This window comes from Mesorhizobium sp. ESP6-5 (assembly GCF_020164695.1).
In the GTDB taxonomy this organism is placed as follows: domain Bacteria; phylum Pseudomonadota; class Alphaproteobacteria; order Rhizobiales; family Rhizobiaceae; genus Mesorhizobium; species Mesorhizobium australicum.
This window is the reverse complement of sequence record NZ_JAIUGR010000019.1, coordinates 41,129-60,236: the sequence shown is the minus strand read 5'-3', so window position 1 is coordinate 60,236 and position 19,108 is coordinate 41,129. Positions and strand designations below refer to the sequence as shown.

Genomic DNA, 19,108 nt, shown 5'->3' with positions numbered 1-19,108 from the left:
CAGGGGCGGCATCCACAACGCCGCCCCCGCCTGGTTGCCGGCCGCTCCTTCAACGCGTCCGGTTTGGTGCGAACAGATCTTGCTGCCGAACCAGTTCGTCCGCGACGGGCTGGCGGAGGCGTCGCGTGCCATCCGCCTGGATGACGGAAAACAATCCCACCTCCGCATGTCGGGAATTATCCCACCCGGGGTAAGCGGTTATCGGATACAGGCAAATACCCTCGATCGGCGCTTCGAGTTTTATCGCCGCACGCACCTCGTCGCAGACATAGTGGAGCCAAGCCGCCCCGCCCGATCCCTCCGAGCCGGTTTCGGCAATGAACATCGGCTTGCCGTATCGATGAGCGACCTCGATCAGCATTTCCGACAGAGCACGGTACTCGTGGTGCCCCATCGGAATGGTCGGTCCATTTATGTACCATTGATTGTGTGGATAGAAGTTCAGGCCCACGGCGTCGACAACATCCTCGCTGCCGCCCAACTCCGGTTCGACGCGGCCCAGCAACATGTCGTAGGCCTCGAACTGTCCCAGTCGGACGTTTTCGGCGCGGCGCCGTTCGCCGCGGGTCCGGTCGCGAGGCGCGATGTGGATGAGCGGCTCGGCCCAGACAAATCCGCATGCCGGATCGACCTCCCGCATTGCACGAACACCGGCGATGGCAGCCTTGACGAGGTGCCGCTTGAACCATCCCCGCTTGTTCGGCCCTACGCGCGGGAAATAGCCGACCTCGACGGCCCAGGCGAAGAAGGAGATTTCGTTGATCGGACACAACAGAGGCGATGTTCCGGTTATCGAACGGTACACCCTCACGGCTTCCGCCGCGAACGAGGCATAGGCATCGATGAACTGGATGGACCCCTGATCGACATGATCCGGGGATCCATAATGGAAGATGTCCCAGATGACCTGGACCCCTGCCGATTGGGCTGCCTCGACCATAGGCATCCAACTTGACCAGTCATAGGTTCCAGGAGCGGTTTCGATCAGGTGCCAGCGTAGCCCATCGCGAATGGTGCGCAGGCCGAGTTCGGCGCAGGCCCGGTAATCGCCGAGGGCATGCAAATTATGCGAGGTCGCACGAATAAGGTCGAGGCGGACGCCATCCTTGCGCCGATGCGAGGAGCACTCAAAGCCCGCCATGAAAAAACTGGCAAAGCGCGAAGCTTTCGGAGCCGACTCACCCACTTCGTGCCCGTCCGTGCGTCCCACTTCGTCCATTCGAAGTCTCCTTTGGGCAGTCAGTTTCAAACTCGGCCGCCCTGTTTGGACCACGAATTGCCTTGGCGAAACGCCGGATCCGATCAGGCAAGCCGCGTCCCATTGCTCAGCTCAGCTGACCCCTCATCCTGCCTGAGCGGGGTAAAGCCGAACCGACTGGCCGAGCCTTTGTTCCGGTGGTCGACCAGCCGCGAGCTGGGTGGCGAGTGGCGACATCAGGAACAAGGAGGCTCGAGCCAAGTTCGGGGCGATGTAGCACCGGCGTCGCTTAACTCGACCGGCTGCCCGGCAAACAACAGAGGCACGGGATCACATGACCGTTCAAATTCAACTTTCCGATATCGACCACGCCAGGCGCGAGGATCGTGGCGACGGTGCTTGGAGCATCGCACCGGATCTGGGTTATTTGCGGCTGGCAATCGTCAATGTCGTGTTCTTCGGCGCACCGGGCAGCGGAGACCGGAAATGGGTGCTGATCGATACCGGGTTGCCGACGTCCCGGAGCAGCATCCTTGCTGTGGCGGAGAAGCGCTTCGGGATTGACGCGCGGCCGGCTGCGATCATCTTGACGCACGGCCATTTCGACCATGTGGGAACGGTTCTGGACCTGGCGAATACGTGGGACGTGCCTGTCTTCGCGCACCCGCTCGAGCGCCCCTATTTGGACGGGACCACATCCTATCCGCCGCCGGACCCCTGGGTCGGGGGTGGACTGATGGCGCTGCTCTCGCCGTTATTTCCACGCGGGCCGATCGATCTTGGCAACCGTCTGGAACTCTTGCCGGCCGACGGTTCGATCCCCGGAATGCCCGGATGGCAGTGGCTGCACACGCCAGGACACGCCCCGGGGCATATCTCGCTCTGGCGCGAGGAGGACCGCTCGCTGATCGTAGGGGACGCTTTCATCACCACAGGCCAGGAGTCGGTCTATGAGGTCGCCGTTCAGGATCTCGAGATGCACGGTCCGCCACGCTATTTCACGCCGGACTGGGATGCGGCGGAAAGATCGGTGAAGCGCCTGGCCGCGCTGAAGCCGCAGATGGTCATCAGTGGACATGGGGCGGCGGCGGCTGGCATGGGCATGCGTCAAGCTCTTGACAGCCTGGCTGATCGGTTCACCGAGTTTGCCGTGCCGCCGAAAATGAAATTCGTGCGCGAGCCGGCGACGGTTCCAAATAGCTGAGCCTGTCCGAGCGCAGCGCTCTGCTGCTGCTCTCAAGATTGTCAAAAACGCGCCGGCTTTGCCGCCCGGGCGGCCCAAGACGGACGGCGGCGGAACAAACGCCACGGGCGCCAGTTAGGGCGTTCGTTGGGCGGCAGGCGACACCAGGCGTTTCTCGAATTCTGCGTCAGGGAAGACTTAGATGGAAAACGCGAAGAACGCGTGCCCTCACGACGCGTCCTCCCCGAGATGCGTGGCGCAGCCACTGTTATTGCCACCCACCTTCAAGCCGGCGCGTTCGCTGCTCTGGATACCCGCAGCCGCATTCTTGCCCGGCTGCGCGGGGGGCGTGCTCGACCCGCAAGGGCCAATTGGCGCGGGCAATCGCACGATCCTTTTGAACTCGCTGGCGGTGATGCTGGTGATCGTCATTCCGACGCTGATCGCACTGCTGGCCTTCGCCTGGAAGTTCCGCGCCTCGAACAGCAATGCCCGTTACGACCCGGAATTCAACTATTCCGGTCGGATCGAGTTGATCGTCTGGGCGATCCCGACGCTCACCATCCTCTTCCTTGGCGGACTGATCTATTACGGTTCCTATCACCTTGATCCGCGCAAACCGATCGCCTCGGCGCAGCCACCGCTCGACATCCAAGTGGTGGCGCTCGATTGGAAATGGCTGTTCCTCTATCCCGAGCAGGGTGTTGGGGCGGTCAACCAGCTGGTCATCCCGGCCGGCGTTCCCGTGCGTTTCAAGCTGACCTCGGCCAGCGTGATGAACACGTTCTTCGTGCCTCAGCTTGGCAGCATGGTCTATGTCATGAACGGCATGCAGACCGAGTTGCATCTGCAGGCCGACCGCGAGGGCAGCTATTTCGGTCAGTCGGCGCATTTCAGCGGCGACGGCTTCTCGGACATGAATTTCAGCGTGACCGCGGTTTCGCCTGATGCGTTCACCCGCTGGACGTCATCGTTGCGTGGCGGCGGCGGCGTGCTCAACGCCGACGCTTACCGCGAGCTCGCCCGGCAAAGCACAAACCTGCCGCCGGCTTCGTTCGGCCACGTGCAGCCCGGGCTGTTCGAAGCGGTTGTTCAGCAGACGCTGCCGCCCGGCCCCGGCCCCGCTGAAAGTACCGGCAGCGGCGAGCCACAGGTCAGCCCGAAGGCGTTACGAGCGGCGGCCATGGCACACCACCAGCAGGCAGAAGGGGGAGAATGACGATGCTCGGCAAGCTCGATTGGTCGGCGATTCCGTTCGACCAACCTATCCCCCTCGGTGCGGCCTTCGCGGTGTTCCTCGCCGCGGCAGCGGTGCTCTGCTGGATAAGTCTCAAGGGTTATTGGCCCTATCTGTGGAGCGAGTGGATAACTTCGGTCGACCACAAACGCATCGGCGTGATGTACATCGTGCTCGCGATGCTCATGCTTTTGCGTGGCTTCGTCGATGCCATCATGATGCGCACGCAACAGGTGCTGGCCATCCACGGTCCAGGCTATCTTCCGCCCGAGCATTACGACCAGATCTTTTCGGCGCACGGCACGATCATGATCTTCTTCGCGGCAATGCCCTTCATCATCGGACTGATGAATTTCGTCGTGCCGCTGCAGCTTGGCATCCGCGATGTCGCCTTTCCGACACTCAACTCGGTCAGCTTCTGGCTGACGGCTACCGGAGCCCTGCTGGTCAACATCTCGCTTGTCATCGGCGAGTTCGCGCGCACCGGCTGGTTGCCCTATGCACCCTTGTCGGAAACCACCTACTCGCCGGGCGTCGGTGTCGACTACTATCTGTGGTCGATCCAGATCTCCGGCGTCGGCACGCTGCTGACCGGCGTGAACCTGGTGACGACCATCCTCAAGATGCGTGCGCCGGGAATGGGGTACCTGCGCATGCCGATGTTCTGCTGGACATCGCTGGCATCCAACCTGCTCATCGTCGCGGCCTTCCCGATCCTCACCGCCACGCTCGCGATGCTGACGCTGGACCGCTATCTCGGCTTCCATTTCTTCACCAACGAAGCCGGCGGAAATCAGATGATGTTCGTCAACCTGATCTGGGCCTGGGGCCATCCCGAGGTTTACATCCTGGTGCTTCCAGCCTTCGGGATTTTTTCCGAGATCTTCTCGACCTTCTCGTCAAAGCCGCTGTTCGGATATCGTTCGATGGTCGCGGCGACGATGTTCATCTGCATCGTCTCGTTCATGGTCTGGCTGCACCATTTCTTCACAATGGGCGCCGGTGCCGACGTCAATGCCGCGTTTGGCATCGCCACCTCGGTGATCGCCGTCGGCACCGGCGTAAAAATCTACAATTGGCTCTTCACCATGTATGGCGGGCGCGTTCGCTTCGACACGCCCATGCTTTGGGCACTGGCTTTCGTCACCACCTTCACCGTCGGCGGCATGACCGGCGTCCTGCTTGCCGTCCCGCCCGCCGACTTCGTGCTGCACAACTCGCTTTTCCTCGTGGCACATTTCCACAACGTCATCATCTCGGGCGTGCTGTTCGGCGCCTTCGCCGGCTTCACCTACTGGTTCCCCAAGGCATTCGGCTTCCGGTTGCACGAAGGTTGGGGGAAGGCGGCGTTTTGGGTCACCTTGGTCGGCTACATGCTGGTCTTCGTGCCCCTCTATATCGTCGGCCTGCTTGGCATGACGCGGCGCCTTCAGCACATCGACATGGATCTTTGGGCACCGTGGCTGGTGGTGGCCGCGTTCGGCGTGCTGGTGATGATCATCGGCGCCGCACTGCAGATCATGCAGCTGGTGGTTTCGATCCGGCATCGCGACAAGCTTCGCGACGAGACCGGCGACCCGTGGGATGGGCGTTCGCTGGAATGGTCGACACCCTCCCCTCCGCCCGCCTTCAACTTTGCGTGGCTGCCACATGTCGAGAACGAAGAACCCTACTGGACCATCAAGCAGCGGGGGATCGAGGAGCAGGGTGCGGGGACGGAGGCCGCGTACGAGCCTATCGAGATGCCGCGCAACAGCCCGACGGGCTTCGTCACCGCTTTTTTCAGCACGCTGATCGGCTTCGCGCTGATCTGGCACATTTGGTGGCTGGCGATCGTCGGCTTCATCGGCGCCTACGCCACCTTCGTCGTCTTCGCCTGGCGCGATCATGGCGACTACGAGATCCCCGCCGATGAGGTCGCGCGAATAGACCGAAACGGCCGAGCCGCGCGGCTTGCCTTCCTGCGCAGCTGGGAACGTCCGGTATGAGCGATCACGCCTTCACCAGCGACATCAGCGCCGACGGCCAGACACGCGACCAATACCGGGTCAATCGCACCGGCAGCCATGGTGCAAGATCCGCGACGGGCCACGGACAGGGCGGCCCAGCGTCGAAGTTCGTCACCGTTGCCTACGGGTTCTGGATCTTTCTGCTGTCCGACATCATCATGTTCTCGGCCTTCTTCGCCGCCTATGCCGTGCTCGCCAAGGCAACCGCCGACGGGCCGGCCGGCAAGGATCTGTTCGAGCCCACGCGCGTTGCGGTGCAAACGGGCCTTCTGCTCAGTTCGAGCTTCACCGGCGGCTTGGCAACGCTCGCGAGCCACCGCAGATCGATGGCTGCCACCCAGTTCTGGCTGCTGGTTACCGGCCTGCTCGGGGCAGCCTTCCTGCTCCTGGAGGTGCAGGAGTTCGCGGCGATGGCCGGCGAGCAGGCAGGTCCGTCTCGCAGCGCATTTCTTTCGGCCTTCTTTGCGCTCGTTGGTTGCCACGGGACCCACGTCGCCCTCGGCCTGCTCTGGCTCGGCACCATGATGGCGCAGCTGTGGGTCAAGGGTTTTCGGTCCGATATTTTGCGGCGGCTCCACTGCTTCGGGCTCTTCTGGCACGCGCTCGACATCATCTGGGTTGCGATCTTCACCCTGGTTTATCTGTTAGGAGCATCGCCATGACCGAGATCGGGGGCGAGAGCGGGACAGGCGAGACGCCAGACCGCCGCGATTCAGCACCGGGCGAGGAACGCATAACCGAGCACGAAATGGCGGGGGGCCTCTCTGGCTACCTGCTTGGCTTCGGCCTGGCCATCCTGCTGACGATCGCTTCGTTCCTGGCGGCTCAGACCAACCTGATCTACCAGCCGGCGGTAATTTCGGCCCTGGTGGTGCTCGCTGTCGCGCAGATGGGCGTGCATCTTGTCTTCTTTCTCCACCTGACGACCGGACGGGACAACACCAACAACGTCCTGGCCCTGGCCTTCGGCGTGCTGATCGTGGCGCTGGTGGTTCTGGGCTCAGTCTGGATCATGGCCCATCTGGATCAGAATATGGCTGCCATGACCGCCCATCAAGCCGGAGTGATGCCTTGAGCGAACCGCACGCCGGACACGGTATTAGCTGACTTTCGCTCGCCTCGTCACGCGTCTCAGGCGGGAACTTTGGTTCGGGCAGCAAGTTCGGACGCCATCGGAGACAACAGGCTCGCGGAAGATGGGCGCCCAGATCAATCACTTCGTCAAGGATATCCTCATCGAGGTCGCCGAAATGCTTCCGGCCGTGACTCAAAGGGAAAGAACGCCGGCTGACGAACTGCCCATCGAAGCGCCGGACTTTCCCCACGATCTGGAACCGGTGATCCGAGCGAACCCATCATGGGCGGCGCCGCGCCGGCCGGGCTGCACGCAAGGCACCGAGCACCGAGCGGACGGCATCGATACCTGAGCCGCGAGACTGGATCGGGGGCCTGAAAATCAGCCGGCCGTTGCGGAACTCGAAGCCCTGTGCGTTTTTAAAGCGCCATTTTGATGCCACCGGCTTCTTGCGGAAGGTAATCGCGATCCCTTCTGGTCCCACATCGACTTTGCTGATGCCCAGGTCCGCCGCGGCTATGCGCAACCTGGTCAGTTCCAGTAAATCCGCCACTTCGCCGGGCATGTCTCCAAAGCGGTCCTCAAGCTCTTCGCCGAATGCATCGAGGTCCGTCTCGGCAGCTAAACGAGACAGCCTCGCATAGAGGCTGACGCGCACCGTCGGCTCGTTGACGTAACTTTCGGGAAAGGCCCCTTTTCCGGCGCCGTTGATGTCGGCAAGCTGCTTGTCGGTATCGGCCCCTCCCGCAGCCAGCGAGACCGCCCGCTGCAGAAAATGTTGGTAAAGGCCTGCTCCGATCAGCTTCATGTGTCCGGCTTGATCTTCGCCGAAAAGGTCTCCTGCCCCGCGCAGGTCGAGGTCCCTTTGGCTGATCGCAAGGCCGGAGCCAAGCCGATCGAGCGCAATCATGGTCGAAAGTCGGGCTCTTGTGCCTTCGGCCAGTTCGACGCCAGGCTCGGTCAGAAGAAGAGCAATAGCCTGCACCGCCCCCCTTCCGACCCGGCCGCGAAGCTGGTGCAGCTGTGCCAGACCGAACCTGTCCGCTCGCCAGATCAGTATGGTGTTGGCCCGCGGCACGTCGAGGCCGCTCTCGATGATGTCGGTGCTCAACAGGACATCGCCGTCACCGTTAGCGAACCCGACCATGATGTCGTCCAGTTGTCTCCCTTTCATTTCGCCATGCGCCGTCTTGACCGCGAGTTCCGGCACCAGTCTGTTTAGCTGCAGGCGAACCGGATCGATGTCTTCGATGCGCGGAACCACCAGGAAGCTCTGTCCGCCGCGACGAAACTCGCGCAAAAGGGCGGCTCTTGCCGAAGCTGGATCGAAGGGCGCCAGGATGGTGCGAACGGGACGTCTTTTGGCGGGCGGAGAGTTGAGGACGCTGACCTCCTGGACGCCTGACATCGCCGATTGCAGCGTCCGCGGTATCGGCGTGGCGCTCATGCTCAGCGTATGAAGGCAGGGCGCCATGTTCCGCAGCGCCTGCTTCAACTTGACGCCGAACCGGTGCTCCTCGTCGATCACCAGCAGTCCGAGATTGGCGAAGCTGACGCTCTTGGCCGCCAGGGCCTGGGTACCCACAACCACCGCGACCTGACCGCTCCGCAGCCGCTCCTTCACCGCTCTCGCCTCGGCCGCTCCGACCATTCTCGAGAGGTGGGCGACGTCGAGGCCGGTTCCCGCAAATCTTCTGCTGAACGTCTCGTAGTGCTGACGTGCCAACACCGTTGTCGGCGCTATCACCGCCACCTGCTTCCCGCAGAGGGCCACGGCGGCGCAGGCCCTCAGGGCCACCTCTGTCTTGCCGAAGCCGACGTCGCCGCAGACAAGGCGATTCATTGTTCTCCCCGACGACAGGTCGCCGAGCACGTCGCGGATGGCGGCAGCCTGGTCGGGAGTCTCGGTATAGGGAAACCGCGCCGCGAACCGGGCAAGGTCCGCGCGAGAGGGTTTTATGATCGCGGCAGGCTGGCTGGACCTGGCATTGGCAAGGTCCCTCAAGCGCTTGGCCAGCCTGTCGATATCGCGCAGCGCCGCCTTGCGTCGGTTGAGCCACCCATCGCTGTTCAAGCGATCGAGCGGCACTGCACCGGGTTCCGAGCCGTAGCGCCATATCCGCCCAAACTCATCGACCGGGACCAGCAAGGAAGCTCCGTCCTGATATTCCAGCCTGACGACATCCTGCTGCTGACCGGCCAACTCGACCTGTTCGACCGCCACCAGCGTGGCCAGGCCATGGTCCTCATGGACGACGACGTCGCCAATGCGCAACTCGGGTTCGAGTATGCTGGTGGCCGCGCTGCCGTTTGCTTTCAAGGCGTGGCCAAACAGGTCGGCCGCGGCCACCACCGCGATGCCAGATTGCTCGTCGACAAAGCCTTCGTCGAGAACGATCTCGGCCTTGAGAAGAGAGCCCCTTGGGGCCGAACGGATCCGCGGCCAGTCCGCCACTTCCCCCATTCGCCGACCAAGCTTCCGATCGAGCAGACGATCGGCTCGCCGCAGTTCGGAGGCCTCGCCCGCGAACGCCACAGTGACACCCGACCTTGTCTGCCTTTCCGCAAATTCGGCGAACTGATCCCCGGATCGCGCCTGCTGGAAGAATTTGGGAACTCGCGCGGCAGAAACGGCGAGACTCGTGCCGTGGCGTTTACGGACTGCGACATCCCATTCTTGACGCGACAGGTAAAACTGTTCCGGCAAGGGTTTGGCGGGCGCGGCAACCTCCTGCCTTGCACCACGAGCATCTTCGATCAGGTCCAGGAAGCGGTCGAGCGGCGCGCCTTCGAGACCTTCCGCGATGGAGACACAGGCGCCGGATGCCACATCGAAGACCGACGGCATGCTGCCGTACAACGCGACGAGGCGTTCTTCCATCGACGTCGCGCGCATCGCTGCCAACTCAGGATGATCCCCCGTTGCGAAAATCAGCTCGGATGCTGGCCCAACCGTGACCGACTCGCGCGACTGTTCGCTAAGCTGGCTGATGGGGTCATAGGTCTTGAGTTCCCGGATGCAGCTATCTGTACCGATGACGACGCGAACCGGGTGATCGGCGCCAGCAGGGAATATGTCCATAAGGTCGCCCCGAAAGGCTATCTCGCCCGGTTCGTCGACCCTTTCGTCGACACCGTATCCAATCGCCTCTGCTCTCGTTCGGAAACCATCCGGGTCGAACTCTTGTCCGAGTTCCAGAATTGTAAAACCGCCAGCAATGACTGGTGCGGGCGGCACCCGCTGGAGAGTAGTCTCGATCGACAGAACCACGATGCGCGGACGTTTGGGCTCGCTTGCGATCTCATGCAGAGCGCGAAGCCTCCGCCCCATATTGGCGCGTGTCGGCCATACCCTGTCGTAAGGCAGGCAATCCCAGGACGGCAGCAAGATGACGTCCGCGCTCGGCAGAAACTGACGCAAAGCCGCAGCGGTCTCTTCGGCACTGTGTTCCGAGGCGGCTATATGGACAATATGCTTGTTTGGACCGCTCTCAAGCGAGTCGGCCAGCGCCGCCGCGATTGCGGCGGAAGGCGAGGCGCCCTGGTCTCTCGCGAGGTCCCCGTCATTCGACGGGTGATCGACTTCTTCGATGATTTCCGTCCGCGAAATGGGTCTGTTCACTGAGGTCTCACCTTGCCACCGTCGGAGAACGTCAGTGGAACCACCCCGTTCCTGAGGCGCGGACTAAAGTGTTGCAGGCAGTGGCAGCGCGTGCGGTCTTGCGTTCCCGTGTAGCAACGCACCAACGATCCGGCTCTCGATGAGCCGCTTCTGTTGGCAGCGGTGCCGTCGCGGACGATGGCCGTCTAACCGGCCTGCTTCCAGACCTCCCGGAAAGCTTGAACGAACTCGTAATAGCGCGGGCGCTACGTGTCAGCCTTGGCGACCAGCGGGCTAGAATGGCCGCCTTGCTCGGAGACCTGGTTGGAATTCGTTTGGAAATCAGAGACGCCGCCGCCGTCCATGCTCATATAAGAGGCACCGTGGGCCTGTGGCTTCAGGAGCTTCGCTTCCCGGACCAAGGACGACCAATTGAGCCCTAGCAGGGCTATCAGTTCGCGGGCGTCTTTTTCGCTGATGCTGGTTTCCTTGATCAGGCGATCAATGAAAGCTGTCTTAGGCTCATCCATGGCGAACTCCCCGAAGAGTCCGACGTAACCGCGAATGCCTACCCTACGTTCCGGCGGAGCGGCGTTAGGTATGAAAACGTACAAAGCCGTGGGTGCGTTTGTTCCATGGGCTGCGGTTTTGATCGCGCCTTTGGCAAACCAGGTTCTGCTCATTCGGATTTCACCGCCATCCGGAACTTTTGGCTGGGATAAAAGTTCGGTGGGCAACATCAGCTAGGTAGCCATTTTGTCCCCCTCTTCGTCCTCGGATGTACTTATCCGCAAGCTTCAGACCATCTCGGACATTCGAGAAGCTGAAATCGCGGTTTTGAAAAGCATACCGATTCAGGAGAAAGATTTTTCCGCCAACCACGACCTGGTGCGTGAGGGTGACCATCCTGTTTACTCGTTTGTCGTTCTGGATGGTTTGGTCGGGTCCACCAAATACACAAGCGAAGGAAAGCGACAGATCACGTCTTTCTTCGTGGCCGGAGACATTCCTGATCTGCACGGGCTGCATCTGTCGGTCATGGATTGTAATTTCTCGACCATGACGCCGGCCCGAGTGGGCTTCATGCGACACGATGTTCTACGCAGCATCTGTGACCAGCACCCTCGCATCGCCACCGCTTTCTGGCGGTCGACGCTGATCGACGCCGCGATGTACAGGGAGTGGGTCACCAACGTTGGAAGACGTGAGGCTTACACCCGCATGGCTCACATTTTGTGCGAACTCATATTTCGCTTGCGGGCGGTCGGACGCATTCAGGATCACATTGCGGATATTCCCATAACCCAAGCCGCACTTGGCGACGCATTGGGTTTGTCGACGGTCCACGTCAACCGAATGCTTCAGGAACTACGACGTGAAGGCCTGATCGCCACCACGGGGTCGAGAATGCATGCAATCGACTGGCCCGGCCTCACTCACGCAGGGGATTTCGACACGACTTACCTGCATCAAAAGAACCCGGCAGATTAGTGGTGACGGAAGCTCTCCCATGGCACGATTTTTCTTTGACACCGGCGATCGCGATTTGGTCTTGCAGGATGAGATAGGTGTCGAATGCACTGGCCTGGAAGAGGTGCGCCGAGTCGGATTCGAAGGCCTTATCGATCTTACGAGAGACGCATTGAAAAGCGTCGACGGACAGAAATTGTTTGTCGAGGTGCGTGATGAAAATGGCGACAAGGTTCTGCGGCTAAGCCTCTCGCTTCAGATCAAATTGATGAGATGAATTCGGCCGATTTTCGCGCCATTATCGGATCAGCCCCCCACCCAACCAGCTTCAACATGGCCATCGGACTGCATCGAGCGAGAACTCTCGAAGGGCCGCGAGCCATAGATCACTCAGTGCTCGGTCATGGAGTAGATCCATGAATGCAAGTGGGTGGGCGCTTTAATCTATGTAAGTGCGCCTAGTCGGCGACCGGATTAATTGGGTCTGTGCGTGCCGGGGGACAATGCACCCTTGCTCGCACGCAGGACCCTGCTGATGACGGGCCCGAGTATCAGCCTGGAGCAAAACATGACAATTGTCGCTTCTTGGACCCTTCACCCCACCAGATCAGACCGACACGAAAGAGGTCCCATGTCTCTGGAGGATCGGTGTGATGGCTGAACACCGTCGCAAGCTCGAAGCTTCCGATCCGGCGCTTGTGGAGCAGACACAGCCCGTTACCTACCCTGGCGGCTCGTCCTTGCCAGGTTCTGGCGAACAGACGAACCTGGTCGACCTTGTTCCCGCATTGCGGGCATTCGCACGGTCGCTCAGCGGCAGCATCGACGAAGCTGACAATCTTGTTCGAGAAACATTGGTCAAAGGGATTGCAGATCTCGATGGTCTTGATGGAAGCCGGGTAAAGCCCTGGATCTTCGCCACCATGCGCAGGGCTTCCTTGGCCAGGCTTGAAGGCACAGCCCCCCAGGCTCGAGGGTCGGCGAGTTGCTTGTCGGAACCTTTTGCCACCGACACACAGGAACAGATGGAAGCCGGCCCCAGGGTAGCGCGTGCCATTGACCTCCTGGCGGATCCGGAGCGGCAGGCCATCGTTCTGGTTTGCATGCTCGGACTGTCCTATGAAGACGCCGCCGACATCTGCGATTGCGACACAGCCACCATCAAGGGCCGGATACAGGATGCGAGGACAAGAATGGCTGTCCTGTCGGGCGTCCCGGCGGAAGCCACGCCTGAAAAATCGAATTGACGGTGAGCAAAGCGGCCGTGTTCAAGGCAAAAAATTCGGGATGCCTTTCAGGCAGCCACACATCGCTTGCCTTGAGGTGGCCCATAGCTCAACCGCAGGTTTGTTATGCATGACAGGGAACCATGAGGGGATCCGCCGAGTTCGACCCTCGGACAAGTTCGGGTTCCCAACATGGAAGAAATCGGCAAGGCGCAACAGAAGGCCATAGCCCGTCTCATACGTCAGTGGATTGCATCGGACGCCAGCCGTCGCCAGCTTCGCCAGTTGCTGGACCTACCGACCGATGCGGACATGCCGCGCGAGCATCGGTCGTTGCTCGACGAACTCGACCGAAAGCTCGACGAATAAATGCATGCTTGCCGAGACACGGACGCTCAGTCGTCATCTTCCCAGCGGCTGCCGGGACAGCTGTTCAAGCTCGTTCTCGTCCGTGATCCCGGCTTGGTAGTAAGCAAGGATGCGCGATGCGCGCCGTTCTCTCTCGGCTTCAGTCTCGTTCTTGAGATTGCTGCGTGCAAGAACACGGCTCAGTACGGCAAGTTCCGATGGGGTATAGGCATCCCTATGCATTTCATCCCGCCCATGCACTGCAAGAAACCTACAATAAGGATTCTCCGGCGCGCCCTAACGCTGGTCGGGACAGAATGTTCCATGGATTTTCGTGGAAGGAGAAAAAGCTTATCAGCGCTAGATGTGAGTTTCTGGGGCTTGCCGAGCGTTTAAAAGCTGCGAAACGGCGGTTATGATTTGCGGCAGAAAGAAGGGCTTGGTGATCATAATGCTGTTGGGCACTCCTTCCGCTCCCCAGTGTACCGCGCTGTCGCCGCTCATATAGACAACTGGGATGGTCGAGTTGGACCTACGCAAATGCCGGGCGATCTCCCACCCGGATTGTCCCGGCCCCAAACGGATGTCGGTGAGCACGGCCTTGAACCTGGTGGGATCGGGGTCGAAGGCCGCCAGCGCCTCGGCAGCATTTCGAACGCCGACGACCTGAAAGCCAGCCTCCTGCAAAGCTGACTCGAGGTCGAGCAGTATCATCGTCTCGTCTTCGACGATCAGAACAACGCCATCGCTCATCCGGGATATCCCCAAGTCGCCACCGCTACTACGATCTCGGCGTCAACTTGGTTCCATATGACACGCATCGGCCTGTTGTCACCGCGACCTCGCGGCGGAGTCATGAGAAGCCCGCCTCGGAAAGCCGAGACGGGCTGAAGCTGCTTCGACAGCCTCGAAGGCCAAGACAAGGGAGGATTGTAGGCCCGCGACCGAACCTTGAAGTGCAGCGAATGTTCCTCTGGATGTAGGCTCTTATTCGATTAGCCTCCGCGGCAGCCCGCCTCCAATGCGGGGCATTTCGTTTTTGCTCAAGATTTCTCCTGATCTCCAGAAGCTTGCTGGATTTCCGTCATCACCTGCCGGGGATCGACATTCTCGGCCAGTTGCGGCAGCTCCTGATCGGCCGGTGTGGAGACATTGAGGCGCTCCGTCAAAGCAGCCACCATTTCGATGAGCCTCGTGGTTTCGTGCTCGTTGAGAAGGCTGATCTGCAGATCCAGCTCCGCTCGGCGCTCGCTGTGTTCGGCCATCCTGTTTTGGTTGATCAGCACGAAGGTGGACAGGAAGATCGCCTCGACCGAAGCCACCATGGCCAGGATCACAAAAGTTGGGTCCCAAGCTGGGACGGCCGGTATCAGGCCAAGGTTCGCAAGGATCCAGGCGACCAGAATTGCGAGATGCAAATAGACAAAAGGCATGCTTCCCGCGAAGCGCGAAATGATGCCGGCAATTCGCACCTGAACGCCTTGGTGCTCCTCCTGTTGTCGCCTGTGGTCGACCAGAGCCTGTATGTTCTGCTGAAGGACCGACTGCATGTCGGCGGGATGCTGATCGTTCATTTTTGAACGCCCGGTTTGGCGGCCAATGTCATCCGAGCGTTGCTCATCGCCCGCCTGGCACGTCCGGCGAGGCTGCACCGCCTGAACTCGCGGGCTCATGGCCGCCGGTCTCTTCAGACGAGGAGTGCCGTCCTGCAATCGTGTCCACCATGGCGATCACCGCCCCCGGGGCGCTCTGATGAACCATATGGCCGGCGCCCTCAACGACGTCGAGGAGGGACCCACCGACCTCCGCATGCAGGCGTCGTGCCTCCCCCTCGGCGTCGAACAGCCGGTCTCCAGAACCCGCCAGGATGCCTGTCGGGACACCAATGTCCGTGTAGCTGGCCTTCGTCAGCAGGGCCGCCGCCAGCATCGATGCCGATTCCGAACACACCGCCCGCAGTTGGGAAGGGCGGCTGGCGATATCTTTTGCGAGAACGGCGAAGTCGGCAGCGACATCCGCTGGGTGGAAGATCTTCTGCATCGTCCAAGGCCAGGCAAGCCTCACAAGCACCGGCAGCAAGGTGTGGCGAAACGCGGTGCCGACGAATGGCAGAGCCGGGAGGGCGGCCAGCGCAAGATCAAGCCGCGGCGGCGGATAGTAATAGCCGGAGACCAGCACGACGCCGGCAACCGAACGAGAATGCCTGCGCGCCAATTCGAGGGCTACCCAAGCGCCCCACGAATGTCCAAGCACGATGTAGTTCTCGATACCCAGCCTGCCGGCGGCGGCATGTATGAGATCGGCTTGGTCGCGGGCAGACCACCGCCGGCCGCGCGACCGCGTGCTTCGCCCGAAGCCCGGCCGATCAAATGCGAGTACCCGATAGGTTTTTGCCGCCTGATCGAAGATGCCGCTCGACTTGAAATCCTGTGCCATGGATCCGTTTCCATGCAGCAGAATGAGCGGCATGCCGGTGCCGGCTTCGATAAAATGCAGGCGAAGGCCGTCAACCTCCATGACATTGCCGTGCGCCCGGCCAACAAGCGCACGTTTGGCGCGGGCGTGATTGTACCCGGCAAGTGCCGACAATGCGGCGATGAGCAGCACGGTCGATAGCTTCGGTCCATCCCTGTCGAACGCCATGCCCATGCCTGCCAGCAACTGCCCTGCCCGGTGCCCTGCCTGCCCAAACCTTCGGAGTGGCGGCTTGTTCCGCTGGACAAAGACGACGCTTTGTAGCCGGCTCAAACGGCCTAGGCGGTAAGCTCTCTATGGGCATGGGACGCGGCGATGGCAGCTTGTCCAAACGCGACCGCAATCTGATTCAGCGCTTTCACAACGTCGCCGATGGCGTACATGCCGGCGACGGAAGTCTGCTGGTGCTCATCGACCGTGACGTAGCCCTCCGCGCAACATCTCGCGCCGACGGCCAGGGCGAGGTGCGAGCGCACCTTGCATCCCAAGGCCGCGTAGACTGCATCGAAGCGCCAGGTCGCTCCATCCTGCAAAATCGCCGCACAACCGTCAGCAGCCGGGCTGAGCCTGTCGAGAGTGTGACGGATGACTATCCCTCTTTCGCCCGCCGCGCGACGCGTGCTGGTTGAAAAGTCCGATGCGTGGGTCCCCAGCATCGTTACGTGTGGTGTGAATCGGCTGAGGAAAATGGCCTCGTGCAAGGCTCTGTCACCCTGCCCCACGACCGCTATCTTCCGGTCGATCACCTCATATCCGTCGCACACCGGACAAAGCCGAACGACACCGGCCGCAATTGCCTCCGCCAAGCGGGGCAATTCGGGTGTCGTGTCGACAATCCCGGTCGACAGGAAAACCTTACGCGCGCGGATTGCGCCGATCGAGGTCTCAGCATCAAAGCCTCCCTCGCCAGCGGCCAGCGAAAACACCTGCCCCCGCATCAAGGTTGCTCCGTACAAGCTCGCGTGGCGGCCAAGCCGATCGAGAAGGTCGGGGCCACTTATCCCTTCGGGAAAGCCCGGACAGTTATGGCTTTTCGGGATCAGAGCGGCACGGGGCTGGCCGGCATCGACCACCAGCACGCGATGGCGAAAACGGGCGAGATATTGGGCCGCGGTCAGTCCCGCTGGCCCGCCTCCGACGATCAGCACATCTTCAGCGTCGGCGAGCGGGTGACCGGCATGGCTTTCACCGCAGGTTTGCTCCATCAGCGGCGAACTATCTGGTTCGTTCGATGTTCCAGCACGACACGCGGAGAGACCGCATAAGCCCGGCCGGCTTCAGCCGCAGCCAGAGAGCTTCGATCTCGTTGTCACACCGGTCCTGCTCGGCGTCGAAACCTTCTTACCGCTTCGGGGTTAATCCTGACGGACAAGGTGAGCACCTGCGAAACACAACCGCTGACCTCGTCCTCAAACGACGTCGGGCGGCTCGCAGGCCATGAATGATATAAGTGAAGAGCTGAGGCCGCCGACAAAGGGCGCTGCCGAACTCGCTCAAACGGGGAGCGCCATTTTATGAATGGATGCCTCAAGGCTTCAGATGATCCGGGTCGCTACCTTTAACGTAAACGGCGTCAACGGTCGATTGCCGGTTCTGCTCAAATGGCTGGGTGAGACGCACCACGACATCATCTGTCTCCAGGAATTGAAAACATCGGACGAAAAGTTTCCTGCCGATGCCATCAGCAACGCCGGCTACGGGGCGATATGGCACGGACAGAAGTCGTACAACGGCGTAGCCATTCTCGCTCGGGGCAAGCAGCCGCATGAGCGTCGGCGCGGGTTGCCCGGTGACGCCGATGACACGCATAGCCGTTACATCGAGGCGGAGATCGACGGTCTCGTCGTTGGTTGCCTATACCTGCCCAACGGCAACCCGGCGCCTGGTCCGAAGTTCGACTATAAGCTCCGCTGGTTCGAGCGGCTGATCGACTACGGACGGCTCCTGATCAAGGACGCGCCCGCCAGCCTGCTTTGCGGCGACTACAACGTGGTGCCGGCGCCGATCGACGCCGCGGTTCCGGCACGATGGCTGGGCGACGCCGTCTACTTCCCGGAGAGCCGACAGGCTTACGCCGACCTGCTTGCCGATGGCTGGACCGACGCCGTCAGGCTGATCCGTCCCGAGAGAGGCGTCTATACCTACTGGAATTTTTCCTATCGGGGCGGTTACGACCGCAGTTCCGGCCTTCGCATGGACCATCTTCTCGTGAGCCCCTCGCTAACGAACAGGCTGGCCGGCGCGGGCGTGGATGAGACGGTACGGGGATGGGACAAGCCAAGCGATCACGCGCCAGCCTGGATCGAACTCGACTGGCCCCGGTGAACCGAGACATCGGGCTTCAGCCAGACCGCATGACGCCAGGTTCGTCCGCCTCTCTTAATCGTTGCGAATCCTCGGGGGCGGCGACCAGATCCTGGAATCCAAGTGTGACGACGAGATAACCCGCCTCGTCGTAGACTTTCGTCACCCAGCTGGTCGGGTCCGCGCCATCGATAATTCCGTCAAGCATGGCCTCCTTGGCTGCGCGCTTCGCCTCTTTGATGGCCTCATCCCGATCAGCCATGTCGGCGAAGATTGCAGGCTGGGACATGACCTCGATAAACTCGAAACGAAATTTCGGCATCGATCCCTCCTGTCGGTGGTGATAACGGATCGGCCATTGCTGGCAGGGTGACGGTCAACGCCACCGTTTCGAAAAGGATGCACCGATTGTGCGCCCCTGCATCGGCAGAGGTCAGGCAGCGTTGCTGGCGTCCCTTTGCCGGTCGTCCTGCCAACGCGCGCGCACGGCAATCATCAGCATGGCCGATTCCGTGATCCCGGTCTGGAACAGCCTGATCAGCTCTCTCGCGATGGAGTGAGCCGCCGCGGTGTCCGGCAAAATGGCAAACTCCTGGCACATCGCGTCGAAGACCGCGCGAAGCGTGTCCAGGTCATTCGGGTAGAGGGTATCCGTGCGAATGGGTCGGTCAAGCATCAAGCGTCTCCAAACGAGCGAGAGTGCGATGGTCTCCCAAGCAGCGGAGCCCGTTACATGCCCGCTGACCTCTCGCTTATGCGGCACAGCGCGCGACGTGTCGCTAACCTATGATGGACCGAGGCAAGTTCGCGCACAAAAGATCCAATTGCGTATAGTGACGCGGCTATCGCTACGCCCAATGGAAGTCGCACGACCGTTGGAACCGCGAGTGTTCTAAAGTTCAAGGCGACCAAAGGGACATCGTTGATGTTTCTTGCCGTTCAAGCCGCGTCTCGTCGTGTGTCACTCAAGGTGTTCGCGCGA

General features: G+C 61.2%; 19 protein-coding genes. 10 read left to right on the top strand and 9 right to left on the bottom strand.

Features of this window, described 5'->3' with window-relative positions:
- Positions 1–49: 49 nt before the first annotated feature.
- Positions 50–1,219, bottom strand: a complete 1,170-nt coding sequence (locus LB524_RS26480; protein WP_224531243.1) for a beta-glucosidase — start codon at positions 1,217–1,219, stop codon at positions 50–52.
- Between the two features lie 313 nt (positions 1,220–1,532).
- Here LB524_RS26480 and LB524_RS26475 point away from each other — a divergent pair, with 313 nt between their 5' ends.
- From LB524_RS26475 to cyoD, 5 genes are all read left to right on the top strand, one after another.
- Positions 1,533–2,402: an MBL fold metallo-hydrolase gene (locus LB524_RS26475; protein ID WP_015316424.1), complete on the top strand. Its 870-nt coding sequence runs from the start codon at positions 1,533–1,535 to the stop codon at positions 2,400–2,402.
- Positions 2,403–2,583: 181 nt separating this feature from the next.
- On the top strand, positions 2,584–3,600 hold the full coding sequence (cyoA, locus tag LB524_RS26470; protein WP_224531241.1) for a ubiquinol oxidase subunit II: 1,017 nt from the start codon (positions 2,584–2,586) through the stop codon (positions 3,598–3,600).
- Positions 3,601–3,602: 2 nt separating this feature from the next.
- Entirely contained in the window at positions 3,603–5,606 is a 2,004-nt protein-coding gene (cyoB, locus tag LB524_RS26465) for a cytochrome o ubiquinol oxidase subunit I (RefSeq protein ID WP_224531297.1), read from the top strand.
- Positions 5,603–6,289, top strand: coding sequence for a cytochrome (ubi)quinol oxidase subunit III (locus LB524_RS26460; RefSeq protein ID WP_140715610.1), 687 nt, complete (start codon positions 5,603–5,605; stop codon positions 6,287–6,289). Before cyoB ends, LB524_RS26460 begins: the two co-directional genes overlap by 4 nt.
- Entirely contained in the window at positions 6,286–6,702 is a 417-nt protein-coding gene (gene cyoD / locus LB524_RS26455) for a cytochrome o ubiquinol oxidase subunit IV (RefSeq protein ID WP_015316420.1), read from the top strand. The genes LB524_RS26460 and cyoD overlap by 4 nt, the downstream gene beginning before the upstream one ends.
- A 280-nt stretch (positions 6,703–6,982) precedes the next feature.
- On the opposite strand, the gene LB524_RS26450 is transcribed toward cyoD, so the two are convergent.
- Together LB524_RS26450 and LB524_RS26445 are read right to left on the bottom strand one after the other, a co-directional pair.
- A complete protein-coding gene (locus LB524_RS26450; RefSeq protein ID WP_224531238.1) occupies positions 6,983–10,324 on the bottom strand; it encodes a DEAD/DEAH box helicase in 3,342 nt (1,113 codons plus the stop codon).
- A 245-nt stretch (positions 10,325–10,569) separates the two neighbouring features.
- A complete protein-coding gene (locus LB524_RS26445) occupies positions 10,570–11,043 on the bottom strand; it encodes a hypothetical protein (protein ID WP_224531235.1) in 474 nt (157 codons plus the stop codon).
- 16 nt (positions 11,044–11,059) lie between these two features.
- Here LB524_RS26445 and LB524_RS26440 point away from each other — a divergent pair, with 16 nt between their 5' ends.
- From LB524_RS26440 to LB524_RS26425, 4 genes are all read left to right on the top strand, one after another.
- Complete coding sequence (locus LB524_RS26440; RefSeq protein WP_015316416.1) at positions 11,060–11,794, top strand: Crp/Fnr family transcriptional regulator; 735 nt, start codon at positions 11,060–11,062, stop codon at positions 11,792–11,794.
- A 19-nt stretch (positions 11,795–11,813) separates the two neighbouring features.
- Positions 11,814–12,050: a DUF6894 family protein gene (locus LB524_RS26435; protein ID WP_140660820.1), complete on the top strand. Its 237-nt coding sequence runs from the start codon at positions 11,814–11,816 to the stop codon at positions 12,048–12,050.
- A 376-nt stretch (positions 12,051–12,426) separates the two neighbouring features.
- Positions 12,427–13,020, top strand: a complete 594-nt coding sequence (locus LB524_RS26430; protein WP_140790229.1) for a sigma factor-like helix-turn-helix DNA-binding protein — start codon at positions 12,427–12,429, stop codon at positions 13,018–13,020.
- A gap of 171 nt (positions 13,021–13,191) precedes the next feature.
- On the top strand, positions 13,192–13,368 hold the full coding sequence (locus tag LB524_RS26425; RefSeq protein WP_157163632.1) for a hypothetical protein: 177 nt from the start codon (positions 13,192–13,194) through the stop codon (positions 13,366–13,368).
- A gap of 339 nt (positions 13,369–13,707) precedes the next feature.
- Here LB524_RS26425 and LB524_RS26415 read toward each other — a convergent pair whose 3' ends face one another.
- From LB524_RS26415 to LB524_RS26400, 4 genes are all read right to left on the bottom strand, one after another.
- Positions 13,708–14,100 (bottom strand): response regulator, encoded by a 393-nt coding sequence (locus LB524_RS26415; RefSeq protein ID WP_224531232.1) that lies wholly within the window; start codon positions 14,098–14,100, stop codon positions 13,708–13,710.
- 290 nt (positions 14,101–14,390) lie between these two features.
- Positions 14,391–14,921: a DUF1003 domain-containing protein gene (locus LB524_RS26410; protein WP_140725922.1), complete on the bottom strand. Its 531-nt coding sequence runs from the start codon at positions 14,919–14,921 to the stop codon at positions 14,391–14,393.
- A gap of 43 nt (positions 14,922–14,964) precedes the next feature.
- A complete protein-coding gene (locus LB524_RS26405; RefSeq protein WP_224531229.1) occupies positions 14,965–15,954 on the bottom strand; it encodes an alpha/beta fold hydrolase in 990 nt (329 codons plus the stop codon).
- Between the two features lie 146 nt (positions 15,955–16,100).
- Positions 16,101–17,027 (bottom strand): NAD(P)/FAD-dependent oxidoreductase, encoded by a 927-nt coding sequence (locus LB524_RS26400; RefSeq protein ID WP_140660815.1) that lies wholly within the window; start codon positions 17,025–17,027, stop codon positions 16,101–16,103.
- Between the two features lie 334 nt (positions 17,028–17,361).
- Here LB524_RS26400 and xth point away from each other — a divergent pair, with 334 nt between their 5' ends.
- A complete protein-coding gene (gene xth / locus LB524_RS26395; RefSeq protein ID WP_015316408.1) occupies positions 17,362–18,147 on the top strand; it encodes an exodeoxyribonuclease III in 786 nt (261 codons plus the stop codon).
- Positions 18,148–18,163: 16 nt separating this feature from the next.
- Here the strand turns inward: xth and LB524_RS26390 are convergent, their stop codons facing one another.
- Positions 18,164–18,448, bottom strand: a complete 285-nt coding sequence (locus LB524_RS26390; RefSeq protein WP_140876727.1) for a DUF6894 family protein — start codon at positions 18,446–18,448, stop codon at positions 18,164–18,166.
- A 111-nt stretch (positions 18,449–18,559) separates the two neighbouring features.
- Positions 18,560–18,802 (bottom strand): hypothetical protein, encoded by a 243-nt coding sequence (locus LB524_RS26385; RefSeq protein WP_140876729.1) that lies wholly within the window; start codon positions 18,800–18,802, stop codon positions 18,560–18,562.
- Positions 18,803–19,108: the final 306 nt, after the last annotated feature.